This is a genomic window from Roseobacter sp. N2S (assembly GCF_031454055.1).
GTDB lineage: Bacteria > Pseudomonadota > Alphaproteobacteria > Rhodobacterales > Rhodobacteraceae > Amylibacter.
In genome coordinates this window covers 367,651-384,418 of record NZ_JAVDQB010000002.1, presented here as the reverse complement: position 1 = coordinate 384,418, position 16,768 = coordinate 367,651, and the positions used below count along the sequence as shown (strand labels likewise).

12 protein-coding genes are annotated in these 16,768 nt (G+C 56.1%); 8 read left to right on the top strand and 4 right to left on the bottom strand.

The window, feature by feature from the left end:
• Entirely contained in the window at nucleotides 1-537 is a 537-nt protein-coding gene (locus GGE09_RS07660; RefSeq protein WP_309745518.1) for a hypothetical protein, read from the top strand.
• A 178-nt stretch (nucleotides 538-715) separates the two neighbouring features.
• Here GGE09_RS07660 and GGE09_RS07655 read toward each other — a convergent pair whose 3' ends face one another.
• Nucleotides 716-1,120, bottom strand: a complete 405-nt coding sequence (locus tag GGE09_RS07655) for a DUF4174 domain-containing protein (protein WP_309745517.1) — start codon at nucleotides 1,118-1,120, stop codon at nucleotides 716-718.
• A 78-nt stretch (nucleotides 1,121-1,198) separates the two neighbouring features.
• Between GGE09_RS07655 and GGE09_RS07650 the strand changes: the two genes are divergently transcribed.
• The 7 genes from GGE09_RS07650 to GGE09_RS07620 all read left to right on the top strand — a co-directional run bounded on the left by GGE09_RS07650 (nucleotide 1,199) and on the right by GGE09_RS07620 (nucleotide 13,665).
• The gene (locus GGE09_RS07650; RefSeq protein ID WP_309745516.1) at nucleotides 1,199-2,788 is read left to right on the top strand and encodes a hypothetical protein; all 1,590 of its coding nucleotides are present in this window, start codon (nucleotides 1,199-1,201) and stop codon (nucleotides 2,786-2,788) included.
• An 88-nt stretch (nucleotides 2,789-2,876) separates the two neighbouring features.
• Nucleotides 2,877-5,006 carry a methylmalonyl-CoA mutase gene (scpA, locus tag GGE09_RS07645; protein WP_309745515.1) on the top strand — a complete coding sequence of 710 codons (2,130 nt, stop codon included), beginning with the start codon at nucleotides 2,877-2,879 and terminating at the stop codon, nucleotides 5,004-5,006.
• Nucleotides 5,007-5,015: 9 nt separating this feature from the next.
• Entirely contained in the window at nucleotides 5,016-7,283 is a 2,268-nt protein-coding gene (locus GGE09_RS07640; protein ID WP_309745513.1) for an NADP-dependent malic enzyme, read from the top strand.
• 51 nt (nucleotides 7,284-7,334) lie between these two features.
• Nucleotides 7,335-9,224, top strand: a complete 1,890-nt coding sequence (locus GGE09_RS07635) for a propionyl-CoA synthetase (protein WP_309745512.1) — start codon at nucleotides 7,335-7,337, stop codon at nucleotides 9,222-9,224.
• Nucleotides 9,225-9,457: 233 nt separating this feature from the next.
• Nucleotides 9,458-10,825, top strand: coding sequence for a sigma 54-interacting transcriptional regulator (locus tag GGE09_RS07630; RefSeq protein ID WP_309745511.1), 1,368 nt, complete (start codon nucleotides 9,458-9,460; stop codon nucleotides 10,823-10,825).
• Between the two features lie 230 nt (nucleotides 10,826-11,055).
• Complete coding sequence (locus GGE09_RS07625) at nucleotides 11,056-12,054, top strand: hypothetical protein (protein ID WP_309745510.1); 999 nt, start codon at nucleotides 11,056-11,058, stop codon at nucleotides 12,052-12,054.
• 276 nt (nucleotides 12,055-12,330) lie between these two features.
• Entirely contained in the window at nucleotides 12,331-13,665 is a 1,335-nt protein-coding gene (locus GGE09_RS07620) for an 8-oxoguanine deaminase (protein WP_309745509.1), read from the top strand.
• Here GGE09_RS07620 and guaD read toward each other — a convergent pair.
• The 3 genes from guaD to GGE09_RS07605 are packed head-to-tail and all read right to left on the bottom strand — an operon-like array spanning nucleotide 13,662 to nucleotide 16,711.
• Nucleotides 13,662-14,957: a guanine deaminase gene (gene guaD, locus GGE09_RS07615; protein ID WP_309745508.1), complete on the bottom strand. Its 1,296-nt coding sequence runs from the start codon at nucleotides 14,955-14,957 to the stop codon at nucleotides 13,662-13,664. The two genes, GGE09_RS07620 and guaD, sit on opposite strands and share 4 nt — an antisense overlap.
• On the bottom strand, nucleotides 14,944-15,333 hold the full coding sequence (locus tag GGE09_RS07610; RefSeq protein ID WP_309745507.1) for a DUF6165 family protein: 390 nt from the start codon (nucleotides 15,331-15,333) through the stop codon (nucleotides 14,944-14,946). The genes guaD and GGE09_RS07610 overlap by 14 nt, the downstream gene beginning before the upstream one ends.
• The gene (locus GGE09_RS07605; RefSeq protein ID WP_309745506.1) at nucleotides 15,326-16,711 is read right to left on the bottom strand and encodes a tetratricopeptide repeat-containing glycosyltransferase family protein; all 1,386 of its coding nucleotides are present in this window, start codon (nucleotides 16,709-16,711) and stop codon (nucleotides 15,326-15,328) included. Before GGE09_RS07605 ends, GGE09_RS07610 begins: the two co-directional genes overlap by 8 nt.
• Nucleotides 16,712-16,768: the final 57 nt, after the last annotated feature.

Sequence of the window (16,768 nt, the reverse complement as noted above, 5' to 3'; positions counted from 1 at the left end):
TTGGCTGACCCGGTGATCATAGACCCGCGATTGATCGCCGCCCTGATCGGGGCGGGGGTTGCCTCGGCTGGGTGGGTGTTCAAGGCGTGGCTGGATAAGGCCCAAGACCAAAATCGTCGGTTGGAACGGGTGCGCGATGTGCAAACCGCTCTGGCCGCAGAAATCCTGCCTTACCTAGAGGTTCTGGAGCTGTTCGATCTGACCGATCATCTGGAAAAAGTCATCGACAAGATGCGCGCACAGGCGGGGTATTTCCCGCTGGTGCCAACCGAACGCAACGACACGGTGTTTCGCGCGGTTCTGTCGGAAATTCATGTGTTGCCGGAACCGGTGATCAAACCCGTGGTGCGCTATTACAGCCAGTTATTCGCGATTGAAGCATTGATCGAGGATTTGCGCGGGCAGGGCGTGCGTGATCTGAACGATGACGCCCGCGAAGCCATGTACACGGATTACATCAGCATGAAGCTGCAAGCCTTGGAATTGGGTAAAAATGCGGTTGCAGCCATTGATGCGCAACTGGGGAAACGCCCATGAGCGGGCGTTTCATATTCGGTGTTAGTAACCGGGGCGTGGCCCTGTCTGGCCAGCAATCGGCTTTGGTTTTTCGCGTACTTCAGTCATGGTCCGTCCTTTTTGATCGGAAACTGCGCCTTGCCCATAATATAGGGCATAATGGCAAAGAATTCAATAATTCTAACAATGGCGCTGTGCGCTATTTTTCCCAGCGTTGTCTGATTTCCTGCTGGCGCAGGGGCATTTTATCAATAGAGCGGCTTAACTCGCGCACGGTCCAGGGGCCGGGTTTGCGTAGTTTTATTTCGCCGTCCTTGCCGATCACCGTCAGTTGGAACCCGCGCGGGCGCAGCGCCTTGCGCAGGTCGGATAATTCACGGGCGTCTGTATCGGTTAGAACCACAATGTCCCGCTCGGCCAGCGCGTCCGGGTCTTCGTCGAACAACTCCATCTGGCGAATGAACCGCGGGTCGTCTGGTGTGTCGGCAAAGACCACAACAGGGCGTTTCACCCAAAGATACTCCTCTAGCGGATTGGCCGAGGCGGGCAGGCTTTGTGCAAGCCCGATCAGGGCAATCAATGCAGCAACACGTGGTGTCTTCATGAAATCTCCTATCGGGATATCATGTAAGCGGTTTTCCCCGAAATGCGAGAGGCAATTGCCCCACAGTGGGTGGGCAGCATGACGCAAGCCCGTGGATTGACCCTGTGGGCGCTGTTTGGTGCCGTGCTGCCGACGTTGGCCGTGATTGTGCTGACGCTGCTGAAAACCGGCGGTGTCTGGGAATATGCGCTGGATGATGTGTACATCCATCTGGCCATGTCCGAACAGGTGGCCCAAGGCGCTTACGGGGTGAATGGGGGGGAATCCGCCTCGGCTTCTTCGTCTATTTTGTATTCCTATCTGTTGGCCCCTTTTGCGGGCTTTGGCTGGCAGCCTTATGTGCCGCTGACTTTGGGGCTGGGGGCGTTGATCTGGGCGGCGATTTTATGGGCGCGGGTGCTGGAAACGGCGGCTGTGGCCGATGACAGCCCGTGGCGCGTGTCTTTGTTCCTGCTGGCCCTGTTGGGGCCGGTGTTTTTGCATTTCCCAGCCCTGTCCCTGATCGGGATGGAACATATTTTGCATGTCTGTGCCGCGCTTTTGGTGGCGCTGGGGCTGATCCGGTTTGCGCAGACAGGGCAGGTGCCGTGGTATCTGATTGCCGCGATTATCGTGAACCCGTTGCTGCGGTTTGAGGGCATGGCGCTGGCCTTATTTGCCTGTGCGGTGCTGGCTTTTGGCGGGCGGTGGCCCTTGGCTGTGATCACACTGATCGCCACAGCCCTGCCAATGACGGTGCATTTCATGCATATGTCTGCGCTCGGGCTGGATATGCTGCCCAATTCAGTCAATGCCAAGGCCGTGGTCGTTGGCGGCGGCGCCGATGTAGTGGCGGGGGCGGAAACAGGGGATCGCTTGCTGGCGTTAAAAAACAGCTGGAAGCTGGCGATGATCTCGCCCTCGGGGCGGTTGCTGATCGGGCTGATCCTGACGCTGGTGTTTTTACTGCTGTCACAACGCCGGAAATTCAGCCGCGTGGAGCTGTGCCTCGGGGCCACGGCTATGCTGGCGGCATTCGCCCATGTGACGCTGGGCTCCGTCCTGCCGTTTTATCGTTATGAGATCTACGTCTGGAGTTTTGGTGCGGCTGTAACCGTCTATCTTCTGTCTCGTATAGCGGTTGCGTCACCCCGCGCCCAACAATTGCGGGCGATTTTCCCCGTGGCCGCATTGGTGATCGGCGGCTTGCACTATCCGCTGACCACCTTTGAAAAACTGCCCGCTGGCAGTGCTGCGATTTATGCGCAACAGCGCCAGATGGGGCGGTTTGTCGATGATTTCTGGCAAGCCCCGATTGCGGTGAATGATCTGGGCCATGTGGCCTATCGCAATCCTTATTACGTGCTGGATCTGTGGGGGCTGGCCTCGGCAGAGGCGCTTGAAGCGCGCACCAGTCGCGCAGACCCGCTGTGGGCGGACAAGCTGGCGCAGAAATACGATGTGAAGGCAGCAATGATCTATCGCCACTGGCTGGCCGCCCATATTCCAGCAGGCTGGCAGGCCGTGGCTCGCCTGAAACTGACCATCCCGCGGGGCACTTTGGGGGGGAATATCGTCACGATATATGCAACGGATCCCGATGACACCGCTGCACGGGACGATTTGATCGGCAAACTGCGGGCCTTTGCCCCCACATTGCCGCGCTCCGCCGAACTGGAGTTTCTGTGATGCAGAAACACCCTCCGAACACCAATTCGAACACGAAAACGAACACCCCCGTGGGCATCCCCACGACAGCCATAAAGGAGCGCAAAGCATGAGCGCAGAAGACAAAAAGACATGGGAAACGCTGGCAGAAAAAGAACTGCGCGGCAAACCGCTGGACAGCCTGACGTGGGACACGCCCGAAGGCATCAAGGTGAAACCCGTCTACACGGCTGACGATCTGGAAGGGCTGGATCACATCAATGGCGTGCCGGGTGTAAACCCCTATATGCGGGGGCCGCGCGCCACTATGTATACGGGCCGTCCGTGGACCATCCGCCAATACGCGGGCTTTTCCACCGCCGAAGAATCCAACGCCTTTTATCGCCAAGGTCTGGCCGCTGGCCAACAGGGCGTTTCGGTTGCCTTTGATCTGGCCACCCACCGTGGCTATGACAGTGACCATGAACGGGTCATGGGTGATGTGGGCAAAGCAGGCGTTGCCATTGATTCCGTCGAGGATATGAAAATCCTGTTTGACGGTATCCCGCTCGATCAGATTTCTGTGTCCATGACCATGAATGGTGCAGTTATTCCGGTTCTTGCGTCCTTTATCGTAGCAGGCGAAGAACAAGGTCATGACCGCAGCGTGTTGTCGGGCACTATTCAGAATGACATTCTGAAAGAATTCATGGTGCGCAACACCTATATCTACCCACCAGAACCATCCATGCGGATTGTGGCGGATATTATCGAATTCACCGCGACTGACATGCCGAAATTCAACTCGATTTCGATTTCCGGCTATCACATGCAAGAAGCAGGCGCGAACCTTGTGCAAGAGCTGGCGTTCACGCTGGCGGATGGTAAGGAATACGTCAAAACCGCGATTGATCGGGGCATGGACGTGGATGCTTTCGCAGGGCGGCTTAGCTTTTTCTTTGCGATCGGCATGAACTTCTTCATGGAAATCGCCAAATTGCGGGCGGCGCGTTTGCTGTGGTCCGAAATCATGGCAGAATTTGAACCGAAAAAGCCCGGATCCTCTATGCTGCGCACCCATTGCCAAACATCGGGCGTGTCGTTGCAGGAACAAGACCCCTATAACAACGTGGTGCGCACCGCCTATGAAGCCATGAGCGCGGTTCTGGGCGGGACACAATCCCTGCACACCAACTCTTTTGACGAAGCAATCGCTTTGCCAACCGAAGAATCCGCGCGGCTGGCCCGCAACACCCAATTGATTTTGCAAAACGAAACCGGCGTGACCAATGTGGTCGATCCGCTGGCGGGGTCATATTACATCGAAAACCTGACCAATGAACTGGCCAATGAAGCCCGCAAAATCATCAAGGAAGTGGATGATATGGGCGGCATGACCAAGGCCGTGGCCTCTGGCATGCCCAAACTGCGCATCGAGGAGGCCGCCGCCCGCCGTCAGGCCGCAGTGGATCGGGGCGAAGAAGTGGTTGTGGGGGTGAATAAATTCACGCTCGACAAACAGCCGGTAATCAACATCCGCGACATCGACAATTCCGCCGTACGCGACAGCCAGATCGCCCGTCTGGAAAAAATTCGCGCCACACGGGATGCAGATGCTTGTGCGCAGGCGTTGATGCTGCTGGAACAAGGGGCCAGCACAGGCGAGGGCAACCTGTTGGCGCTGGCCGTCGAAGCCGCCCGCGCCCGCGCCACAGTGGGCGAGATTTCGGACGCAATGGAAACCGCCTTTGGGCGTCACAGAGCAGAGGTAAAGACATTGGCAGGGGTATACGGGGCCGCCTATGAAGGCGACGAAGGCTTTGCGCAAATTCAGGCCGATGTGGACGCATTTGCCGATTCCGAGGGCCGACGCCCCCGCATGTTGGTGGTCAAAATGGGTCAGGATGGCCATGACCGCGGTGCCAAAGTGATCGCCACAGCATTCGCCGACATCGGCTTTGACGTGGACGTTGGCCCGCTGTTCCAAACCCCCGCCGAAGCTGCCCGCGATGCCATTGACAACGATGTGCATGTGATCGGGATTTCATCACAGGCTGCGGGTCATAAAACGCTGGCCCCTCAGTTGGTTCAGGCGCTAAAAGACCAGAATGCAGGAGACATCATCGTGATCTGTGGCGGCGTTATCCCCCAACAGGACTATGATTTCTTGTACAAAGCGGGGGTGAAAGCGATCTTCGGGCCGGGCACAAATATCCCGTCTGCGGCGCGTAACATCCTCGAACTGATCAAATCCAGTTAAGGAGGCCTTATGGCAGACTCGCCCAAAACCCGCGCCCTGAATTATCACCAGCACCCCAAACCGGGAAAGTTGGAAATCAGGGCGACCAAGCCCATGGGCAACCAGCGCGATCTGTCGCTGGCCTATAGCCCGGGCGTGGCCGAGGCGTGTCTGGAAATAAAGGCCGATCCAGCGGCGGCTGAACTGTACACCACGCGTAGCAATCTGGTGGGCGTGGTGACCAACGGGACGGCGGTTCTGGGTCTGGGCAACATCGGGGCGCTGGCGTCAAAACCGGTGATGGAAGGCAAGGCGGTCCTGTTCAAGAAATTCGCCAATATCGACTGTTTTGATATTGAATTAAACGAATCTGATCCGGTCAAACTGGCCGAAATCGTCTGCGCGCTGGAACCCACATTCGGGGCGATCAACCTTGAAGATATCAAGGCACCTGATTGTTTTATCGTGGAAAAAATCTGCCGCGAGCGGATGAATATTCCCGTTTTCCACGACGACCAGCACGGTACAGCCATTGTTGTGGGTGCTGCGGCTACCAACGCGGTGGCGGTTGCCAAAAAGCGGTTTGAAGACATTAAAATCGTGTCCACAGGGGGTGGCGCTGCCGGCATTGCCTGTCTGAACATGTTGGTGAAACTGGGGGTGAAGCGGGAAAATATCTGGCTGTGTGACATCCACGGGTTGGTCTATCAGGGCCGCGCCGAGGATATGAACCCGCAAAAATCCGCCTTCGCCCAAGACAGCGATCTGCGCACACTCGATCAGGTTATTGACGGCGCTGATTTGTTTCTGGGCCTGTCCGGTCCCGGCGTTCTGACGTCTGATATGGTTGCGAAAATGACCAAACAGCCAATCATTTTTGCGCTGGCCAATCCCACCCCAGAAATCATGCCCGAAGAGGTGAAAAAAGTCGCCCCTGATGCGATTATCGCCACGGGGCGGTCGGATTATCCCAATCAGGTGAACAACGTTTTGTGCTTTCCGTTTATCTTTCGCGGGGCGCTGGATGTGGGCGCGACAGAAATCAACGACGCCATGCAAATCGGCTGTGTCAAAGGCATTGCCGAACTGGCCCGTGCCACCAGCAGCGCCGAGGCAGCGGCCGCCTATCAGGGCGAGAAGATGACCTTCGGGCCGGATTACCTGATCCCCAAACCGTTTGATCCACGCCTGATGGGGATTGTGGCCAGTTCTGTTGCCAAAGCCGCGATGGACAGTGGCGTGGCCAAGCGGCCTGTGGATGACATTATCGCCTATAAGGCCCATCTGGACCGGTCCGTGTTCAAATCCGCCTTCATCATGCGCCCTGTATTCGAACTGGCCCGCGCGGCCGTGCGGCGAGTGATTTTTGCCGAAGGCGAAAGCGAGCGGGTCCTGCGGGCCGTCGGCGCTATGGTTGAAGAGGGCGTGGATCGCCCGATCTTGATTGGCCGTCCTGACGTGATCGCGCGGCGTATTTCCAGGGCGGGGCTATCCATCAAGCCCGGCTCGGATTTCGACATGGTGAACCCCGAAAGTGACAGCCGCTATCGGGACTATTGGCAGACCTATTACGACCTGATGAAACGCCGTGGTGTGACCCCTGATCTGGCCAAAGCGATCATGCGCACCAATACAACCGCCATTGGCGCTGTGGCTGTGCACCGCGGTGAAGCTGACAGCCTGATCTGTGGCACTTTCGGGCAATATCTGTGGCATTTGAAATATGTAAGCGAGATTTTGGGGCAGGACGGGTTGCACCCTGTCGGGGCGCTGTCCCTGATGATCCTTGAAAGCGGCGCGCTGTTTGTGGCCGATACCCAAGTGCATCCCGAACCCACTGCGGATCAGATCGCCCAAACGGTGATTGCAGCGGCGCGGCATGTGAAACGCTTTGGGATGGACCCGAAAATCGCTTTGCTGTCCCATTCCCAATTCGGCAATCTGGATATCGACAGTGGCCGCCGCATGCGCGGGGCGCTGGACATTCTGGACGGGATGGATCTGGATTTCCAATATGAAGGCGAAATGCACGCGGATAGTGCGCTTGACCCTGAATTGCGCGCGCGGATCTTGCCAGAAAGCCGTCTTGAAGGCGCGGCTAACACGTTGATTTTTGCCAATACAGATGCGGCCAGTGCGGTGCGTAACGTGTTAAAGACCCGCGCGGGCGGGCTGGAAGTGGGGCCGATCCTGATGGGGATGGGCAATAAGGCGCATATTGTCAGCCCCTCCATCACACCACGCGGATTGCTGAATATCGCGGCCTTGGCAGGAACATCCGTGCAATCCTACGGGTGACGGGTTGCCCTGTTTTGGTGCAGAGGTTTATGAATTAAGGGAGGAAAACCAATGGGATACAAAGAGGTATACGCGGGCTGGAAAGCAGACCCCGAGGCCTTCTGGATGGAGGCTGCCAAGTCTATCGACTGGATCGTCGCGCCGACCAAAGCGCTTAGCGACGAAAACGCGCCTTTGTATGAATGGTTTGCCGACGGGGTAGTGAACACCTGTTATAACGCGGTGGACCGTCACGTGGAAAATGGCCGCGCCGATCAGGTGGCGATCATTTACGACAGCCCGATCACGGGGGCAAAATCGCAGATCACTTTTGCCGAATTACAGGTCAAGGTCGCCAATCTGGGCGGGGCATTGCTGGAGCAGGGCATCACCAAGGGCGACCGCGTTATCATCTATATGTCGATGACCCCCGAAGCGATCATCGCCATGCTGGCCTGTGCGCGGATCGGTGCAATCCACTCGGTGGTTTTTGGCGGTTTTGCTGCCGCAGAGCTGGCAACACGTATCAATGATGCCACCCCCAAAGCCATTATCGCCAGCAGTTGCGGGATCGAGCCGGGGCGGGTGATCCAGTATAAACCCCTGCTGGACGAGGCTATCGAAATTGCCGATCACAAGCCCGAAACCTGCATCGTTTTTCAACGGGAACAGGCACAGGCCAAACTGATTGCGGGCCGTGATCTGGATTGGGATGAGGCGCAAGCCAACGTCACGCCAGCCCCTTGTGTACCGGTCAAAGGTACTGATCCAGTTTACGTGCTGTATACTTCTGGCACCACAGGCCAGCCCAAAGGTGTAGTGCGCCACACAGGCGGGCATCTGGTTGCCCTGAACTGGACCATGAAAAATGTCTACGGCATGGACCCCGGCGATGTGTTCTGGGCGGCATCAGATGTGGGTTGGGTCGTGGGTCATTCCTATATCTGCTACGGCCCGTTAATCCACGGCAACACCACTGTGGTCTTTGAAGGCAAGCCCGTCGGCAGCCCCGATGCAGGCACTTTCTGGCGGATCATACAGGATTATAAAGTCCGCGCCTTATTCACAGCCCCCACGGCATTCCGCGCGATAAAACGCGAAGATCCCAAAGGGGACTTTGTGAAAAAGTATGACTTATCGAACATGGAAACCCTGTTTTTAGCAGGGGAGCGCGCGGATCCTGATACAATTCTGTGGGCGCAGGATCAGCTTAAGATTCCAGTGATTGACCATTGGTGGCAAACGGAAACCGGCTTTCCTATGGTCGGCAACCCTATGGGAATCGAAGCATTGCCGGTCAAAGTCGGCTCGCCCACTGTGGCGCTGCCGGGATATGACGTGCGTATTCTTAGCGATGAGGGGCATGAAATGCCCACAGGTGAACTGGGCGCGATTGCCGTTAAATTGCCCCTACCACCTGGCACATTGCCGACCTTGTGGAACGCAGAAGAGCGGTTTCGCAAAGCCTATCTCGACACGTTTCCTGGTTATTATGAAACCGGCGATGCGGGGGTAAAAGACGAAGACGGCTATCTTTATATTATGGCCCGCACGGATGATGTGATCAATGTGGCAGGGCATCGCCTGTCCACTGGCGCGATGGAGGAAATCCTTGCAGGCCACCCTGATGTGGCCGAGTGCGCGGTGATCGGCGTGACGGATGCGTTAAAAGGGCAGTTGCCCATGGGATTCCTGTGCCTAAGCTCGGGTGTGAACCGCCCGCATGCAGAAATCACAAAAGAATGTATACAACTGGTGCGGGAAAAAATTGGTCCCGTGGCCGCGTTTAAATTGGCCTGTGTGGTGGATCGCCTACCCAAAACCCGTTCTGGCAAAATTCTGCGGGCAACCATGGTCAAAATAGCTGATGGAGCAGAATTCAAACTGCCAGCAACTATAGACGACCCCGCGATTCTCGATGAAATTGCGGTGGCCCTGCGTGAATTGGGTTATCCCGCTTAGGTTGAATGGCCGGCAAACCTGATAAAAACTGTTTGATTACACGTGACTAACTGGGAAATCGCAAGATTTCCCAGTTTTTTCTTTGGAAATGAACTTCTAAGGCGTAGCATACGCAACAATTACACGTGGAACGCGAAGTTATTGATAAAACCAACAGGTCTGAAAGGCTATCATGCCCAAAATGACGGTCCATATCTGCATATCTGTTTTTTCGTCTGGTCATAGGTAGGGCTATGGCTGACAGGATTTTAATTGTTGAAGAAAATGAGGAAATTCTGGCGGCCTTGGCCGAAACATTCGCGCAGGTGGGATACTCCGTAGATGTTGCGCGTAAGCTGCCCGAGGCTGCCCGAAAATTCGCGGTATGGGGGCATAAAATTGTTGTGCTGGATTTGCTGCTGACAGGGCAGGGCGTGCATCAGTTGATGTCTGGCATTCTGGGCGCAATGCCCCGCACGCGGGTGATTGTGACGACGGCCAGCGGGTCGATGAAACAAGCGGCCGAGGCGATCGGCATGGGGGCGTTTGATTTTCTGGTAAAACCGTTCGATGGCATGCGATTGCTGCAAACTGTCAAAAACGCGCTGGCCAGCTTGAATGCGGCGCTTCCGCTAGAAGCAGCTGCCCCTGGTGAAATAAACGAGATTTATCCCTGTTTGGATGCCTCGGTGAAGCAGTTTATTGCCCAGATTGCCCCGTCAAAAGCCCCTGTTTTGCTCAAAGGTCCAAAGGGCACAATGAAGGAAAAATGTGCGCGGCTATTTCACAACCTTTCTGCCCACAGCAGCAATCCCTTTGTGGCAATCGACTGCGCTGCCAATCGGGCCAAGTCCCTGAGTGACCTTATATCGGATGAAGTTCTGTATCATGGTGGGACGTTATTCTTGAACGATATCTGCGACTTAACCTTGAAAGTTCAGACGCAACTGCTGTGGTTTCTACAGACGGGTTTGCTGAATGACCGGCGTCGATTGCCCCGTCAGGCTGATGTACGGGTCATTTGCGGGGCTTCCACCCAGCCGGAAAAAGCGATGCAAGCGGGCCTTCTGCGTGAAGACTTGTTCTACCGATTAAGCGTTGCTTCACTTGACCTGCCGCCGCTGACCAATGGGCCATTTACCGTGGCCTTGCTGGCGCAGGGGCTGTTATCCCAGCAGGCCCGTGCGCTCGGAAAACACGATATTATCCTTAATATCGACGTTAAAGAGATGCTCAACGGCTATAGCTGGCCCGGCAATATGGCCGAATTGGTAGAATTGATTGAAGTTATTGCCAGCGACAGTTCCAGATCAACGATCGAACCAGAAACATTGCCCAAAGCTTTTCAAAAGGCCTGCAATCTGGATCGGGCTGCTGCCCTGCAAAGCAAACGGGCTGGAGAAGGGCATTTGCCTGCCCCACCCTGTCAGGACGCCCCTGAATTGTATGAGACCGCGTTAAAGGGGATCATAAATGAGGGTAAATCTTTGGCTGAAATCGAACGCGCAGTGATTGAATTGACGATCCGGCTGTATCAGGGATCAATCCCGCGCGCGGCGAACCATTTGGCGGTTTCTCCGTCGACCATCTATCGAAAAATGGACTCTTGGGGTAAATCCTGACCCTGCGTGCCGCTTTCGATTACACCCAGCCTGTACAGATCAAAATACCGCGAAAATCCCAAGTTCTCCGTCACTTGTGCCTTATTGTTGAACCATTTCACTTTAGGGGGCTGCGCAAAATTATGGGGTTGCGCGACTGTTAACTACGAAATGTAGGGTTTTAACGGCAAATACGCTTTACATTGTGGCCCAAAAAAGGCACTTTTGGTGCGTATCCTAGGGGGCCCGAGATGCGAGATTTTTTGAATATAGCGGCAGGTGTCGCAACAGGATTTGCAGTATTTTTTACGATGCCAGACGTGGCAAGCGCGCAATCGTTGCGCAAGATAACGGCCCCCGCAGAACAGCCACCTGAATCTTTCACAGCGTCACAATATGTGGACAGCCGCGGCTGCGTTTTTATTCGCGCGGGGTTTGGCGGTCGGGTCACATGGGTGCCGCGGGTGAACCGTAAGCGCAATGTGTATTGTTCTAAAGAAAACCGCCCTTCGCTGTCAGCCAGTCAACTGGCTGCCCTTGCCAATACGAAACCTGTCAAAGCCAACCCTCAAGTGGTTGATCTGTCGCTTCCAGATGACGGTCCAACTGCAGGGCAGGCGCGTCCAACCCGTAAAATCGTGAAGGTTGCTCCGCGCACCATTGCCGCCAAGCCTGTAGTTACCCCACAACAGCCCACCGTTCGGGTGCAACCCGCAAGGCCTGTTGCTGTGGCCAAAGCGACCCCCACCCGGATTCTGCCAACTGCGATCAGCGGGGCGCAAGCCGTGCATCCGGGTGACTTGGTTCGCTCCAGACGGGAAGTGGCCGAAAATGCTGGGCTTGCCAGACCAACAATAGCAGCGTCCGCACCGACAGGGGCCACTGCACCTGCCACAGTCCGCCGCGTTGCAACTGGCGCGCAGCCTATTCACCCCGGTGATCTGGTGCGCCAGCAGCAGCAACGTCGCCTGAACGCTGCGGCGGCGGCCAATGCCAGCGCCAGAGCTTACAATACGAATTTCAAGGCTATCACAGCGGCGCAAGCCTATGATCCGATCCACAATCTGCCCACTGTTAACAACATAATTGACTCTGATGTGACGTTTGAAGGCGATGCGCAAATGGCGCTGGTCTGGACAAACACCGTGCCGCGTCGTTTGGTCCAAGACAAACTTCGCTTGCGTAAAGTTGTGTCAAACACGGGCGCGGTTCGGGCCACCAAATCGTCAAAATCCTACAAGGCCAACTGACCTGTAGCGTTTCGCTTTGATAAACGTTAAAATCAATTTGGTCCCTTAGGGGGCTGAAAAACAAAGCGCAAAATCGCGTGGATTATTATAATTTGAAAGTTGTTCTGTTGGGGCCGTTTGACAGTAAGACGCAGATTATGAACAGCGTTTATCTGTAAGCGGTGGGCCAGCTGCGGGGAAATCCCCAATGCTAAAGCCCTTAATCCTCAATTTCCCGACTTTTCAATCTTATCAATGGCCTGTGTCGTTGATTAACCTTTGATTGGAGAGTTTCGAATGACACGTTTGATTGTCAAAAATATCAGCCATCTGGTGACGATGAACCCCGTGCGGGCCGAATTGTGCGATGTGGATATGGCCGTGGAAAACGGGGTTGTGGCGGAAATCGGCCCCAACTTGCAAGGCGCGCAAACTGTTGATGCACGGGGCTGTGTGGTCACGCCGGGGTTGGTGAACACCCATCATCATTTGTTCCAAACCCTGACCCGTGCGGTGCCGGGGGGGCAGGATGCTTTGTTGTTTGGCTGGCTGCAAACGCTCTATCCGATCTGGGCGCGGATGGGGCCAGAGGAGATTTTCACCTCGGCCCAAGTTGGGCTGGCTGAACTGGCGCTGTCGGGGTGTGCGCTGAGTTCTGACCACCAGTATCTGTTCCCCAATGGCGCAAAGCTGGACGATGCCATCGACGCGGCCCAGACCATCGGTATCCGCTTTCACGCCGCCCGTGGCTCTATGAGCATCGGTGAGAGCGACGGCGGCCTTCCACCCGATCATCTGGTCGAGCGCGAGGCAGATATCCTGAACGATTGTATCCGCGTGGCGGACCGCTATCATGATGCCGCAGACGGGGCTATGGTGCGGATAGTCATGGCGCCATGCTCGCCGTTTTCCGTTAGTACAGGCTTGATGAAAGACAGCGCTTTGCTGGCACGGGACAAGGGCGTGATGCTGCACACCCATCTGGCTGAAAACGATGAAGACGTGGCCTATAGTCAGGAAAAATTCGGCTGCCGTCCGGGGCAATACGCCGAGGAAATGGGCTGGACGGGACAGGATGTCTGGCATGCGCACTGCGTTAAGATGGACGCGCAAGAGATTGATTTGTTTGCAAGAACTGGAACGGGCGTTGCCCATTGTCCCTGTTCGAACTGCCGCCTTGGGTCTGGCATTGCGCCTGTGCGCCAGATGCGGGACGCAGGCGTGCGCGTGGGCTTGGGCGTAGATGGATCGGCGTCCAATGACGCAGGCCATCTGCTGGATGAGGCCCGTCAGGCCATGTTGTTACAGCGCGTCCAAAACGGCGCTGATGCTATGGCCGCCCGTGAAGCCCTGGAAATCGCCACCCTTGGCGGCGCGCAGGTGCTGGGGCGTCAGGATTGTGGGTCGCTTGAGGTTGGAAAACGGGCCGATTTCGCCATCTGGGATATGCAGGGATTGGCCGCTGCGGGCAACTGGGATCCAGTGGCCGCTTTGGTGCTGACCGGCCCTCACAACGTGCGTGATTTGTTTGTCGAGGGCCGCCCTGTGGTTCAAAACAGGCGGATGGTGAATGTTGACCTGCGCGCGGTAATCACCCGCCAAAACCACCTTGCCGCCCGTTTGGCAGGTTAGGGGCGCGGGACCGCAGCGCCGCCGACCCAAACGCCTGCAATCGCGCGATCATCGCCCATCATGATGGTGGGAAACACCGCTTCCCAAATATCCGCCGCCCGTGCGCTACGCTGTGCGATCGGGCGGGTAGAGGATAGGTCGATTGCGATCAGATCGGCCTCATTCCCGGCTGTGAGGTTGCCGATTTTATCGTGCAACGCCAGTGCTTTGGCTGATCCAACGGTGGCAAGATACAACAGTTGGGCAGGGTGCATGGCTGTGCCGCGCAATTGGCCCACTTCATAGGCCGCAGCCATGGTGCGCAGCATGGAAAAGGACGATCCGCCGCCGGTATCCGTAGCCAGCCCAACGGGAATTCCGCGGCTGTGCAGCCCTGTCACATCACACAGGCCTGATCCGATGAACGTGTTGGACGTGGGGCAATGGCCAACGCTGACGCCGCGTTCTGCCATGCGGTCTATTTCGCGCGGGGTCAGGTGAATGGCATGGCCCATAACCGCGCCTTCGCGCACCAGTCCGTGGGCTTCATAGGTGCCCAGATAGTCTTGGGCAGCGGGGAAAAGGTCACGCACCCATGCGATTTCCTCGAGTTGTTCAGACAGATGGGTTTGCATCAGGCAATCAGGGCGTTCGGACCATAATCCGCCCAATGCAGCCAGTTGGTCATCGGTGGATGTGGGGGAAAACCGTGGGGTGATTGCATAGGTCAGCCGATCCACGCCGTGCCAGCGGTCAATCAGCGCCTTGCTGTCGTCATAGGCGGATTGGACCGTGTCGCGCAGCCCGTCGGGCGCGTTGCGATCCATGCAGGTTTTACCCCCCACCATCCGCATCCCGCGTTTTTGTGCTGCGGTGAAAAAAGCATCGACGCTTTGGGGGTGGATGGTGCAATAACTGGCAGCGGTCGTGGTGCCGTTTGTAAGCGCCAAATCACAATATAATTCTGATATTTCAGTGGCATATGCGGCGTCATTGAAGCGCAGTTCCTCGGGGAACGTATAAGTGTTGAGCCAGTCGATCAGCCGTTTCCCCCAGCTGGCGATAATGCCGGTTTGGGGGTAATGTACGTGGCAATCCACAAATCCGGCCATCAACAGGGCCGCGCCCATATCGGTGACCTCTGCCTGTGGATAGGCTGTGCGCAGGGTGTCTGCCGCGCCGACATCGACGATCTTGCCGTCACGGATCACCACAGCGCCGTGGGTGATGTGCTGTGCGGCTTCAACCCCGATAGCAAAGGGATCGCCGGTAAAACGCAGTGTCTGGCCGAGGATCAGCTTAGTAGTCGGCATAGGACTTTTCTTCGACTATCACCGAGCCTAGCGTGAGGTTGATTTGCTTCTTATACTCTGCCCGTTTGTCGTTAGTCACATAAACCGCGCGGGCCAGTTGGATGAATGTTTCGCCAAAATCACCAGCCCGTTCGCAATCGCGAATTTGGTCTTCGATGTCCCATAATTCGCGGTTTACGTTCAGCAGACGGATGTTCAGGACGGTGATATCCTCGGTCTTTGGAATGTGTTTGTCGGCCACAGCAAACAGTGCGGCATGTTCGGTTTTTACATTGGCCAGCTTTTCTGGGTCGGTGATCTTATCCAGTTTGATCGCCAGAATGGTCAGCTTATCCAGTAATTCGCCGGGGGAAATCGGGGTCAGAATTTCATCCATGTTGTGTTACCAATTTTTCTAAATCTGCGTGAAGCCCTGCGAAAACACTGTCCCAATCTCCGGATTTTTCTTGTCGGATCAAACGCATAGACGGATACCAAGGGGTGTGGTCGCTAAAAGGTTCGTACAACCAATAGGCTTCGGAGTGCAAGAGGTTCCAGACCTTTGCACCCACTGACCCTGCCACATGGGCAATGGCGCTGTCCATGGTGATGACCAGATCAAGCTGATCAATCAGCGCAGCACTATCGGCGAAATCCCGATCCGAACTGGCAGCGTCCAGGATGACGCAAGAGGTGCCATCGCTGTTAAACGCCTCCGCCAGCGGCCCCTTGTACAAGGAAAACATCTGCACACCCGCAATATCAGCCAGTTGCAAGAACTGTTGGTGGCTGAAAGAACGCTTGTGATTGGCGCGGTAGGTGACCGATCCCGACCAAAGCACGCCCACGTTGAACGTATCACGGTAAGGCGCAAGAATGGTGCTGGCGCGGTCCGTGGAATCCTTGGGCACTGCCAGTTTGGTTGGGGCGGGCAGGGTTTTCAGTGTGGTGCCCAGATAGCGGGGCAAATCCATCATTGGTGACCAGTAATCACAGCCTTGAATATCGCTGTTGGTCAGCGCGAAACTGTCCACCCCCGCCAGCCCGTCAAATACGCGGCGCAAAGGCGGTTTGACCGACAGGCGGATGGAGGCCCCCAAATCCTGAACCCCTTTCAGGAAACGGGCCATCAGGATGGTGTCGCCAAATCCTTGTTCGGGGGTGACCAGCAGGGTTTTCCCCGTCAAATCCTGCCCTTTCCACTGGGGTACGGGCAGGTCGGGCAACGAAATCTCATCCCCCTTCCAGCGCCAGTCAAATTCGGTAAAGCCGCCCTGGTAATCCCCAAGAGACAATAACGCAAAAGACAGTTGGATGTGCAATTCCGGATCGTTCGGGTGCGCTTTCAGGGCTTTTTCCAGCTCTGTCCTGGCTTCTTGGTGGCGACCAAGGGCGCGCAGATATTTCCCCAAAGAGGACCAGTTTTCCGCATGGCCCGGGTTCTTTTTCAAGGCTCTACGGCGCAGGTCCAATGCCTTTTCAGGTTCCCCCGCATCGAAATGGGCATTCGCCGCATTGTTCAACACGGTGTCGGATTCTGGATCAAGTTGTAGGGCGCGGCGCTGGCAGACAACGGCCAGCGGAAAGTTCTTTTCCGCCCGAAACAGCGCGCCCAGATTAGACCACATGGCCGCATCTTTGGGATTGCGAGACAGATAGGCGCGATAAATATCCCGCGCCACCGCGCGTTCGCCCTTTTGGTGATAAGTCACCGCCGCGCCGCGCATTTCTTCTAATGTGTTAAACTGCAATTTAGGGGGAATGTGTTCCGTCATACGTCTGTCTTGTGCCAATAAATTCATTTCAATCCAAATCGTACAGTAGAAGGGATC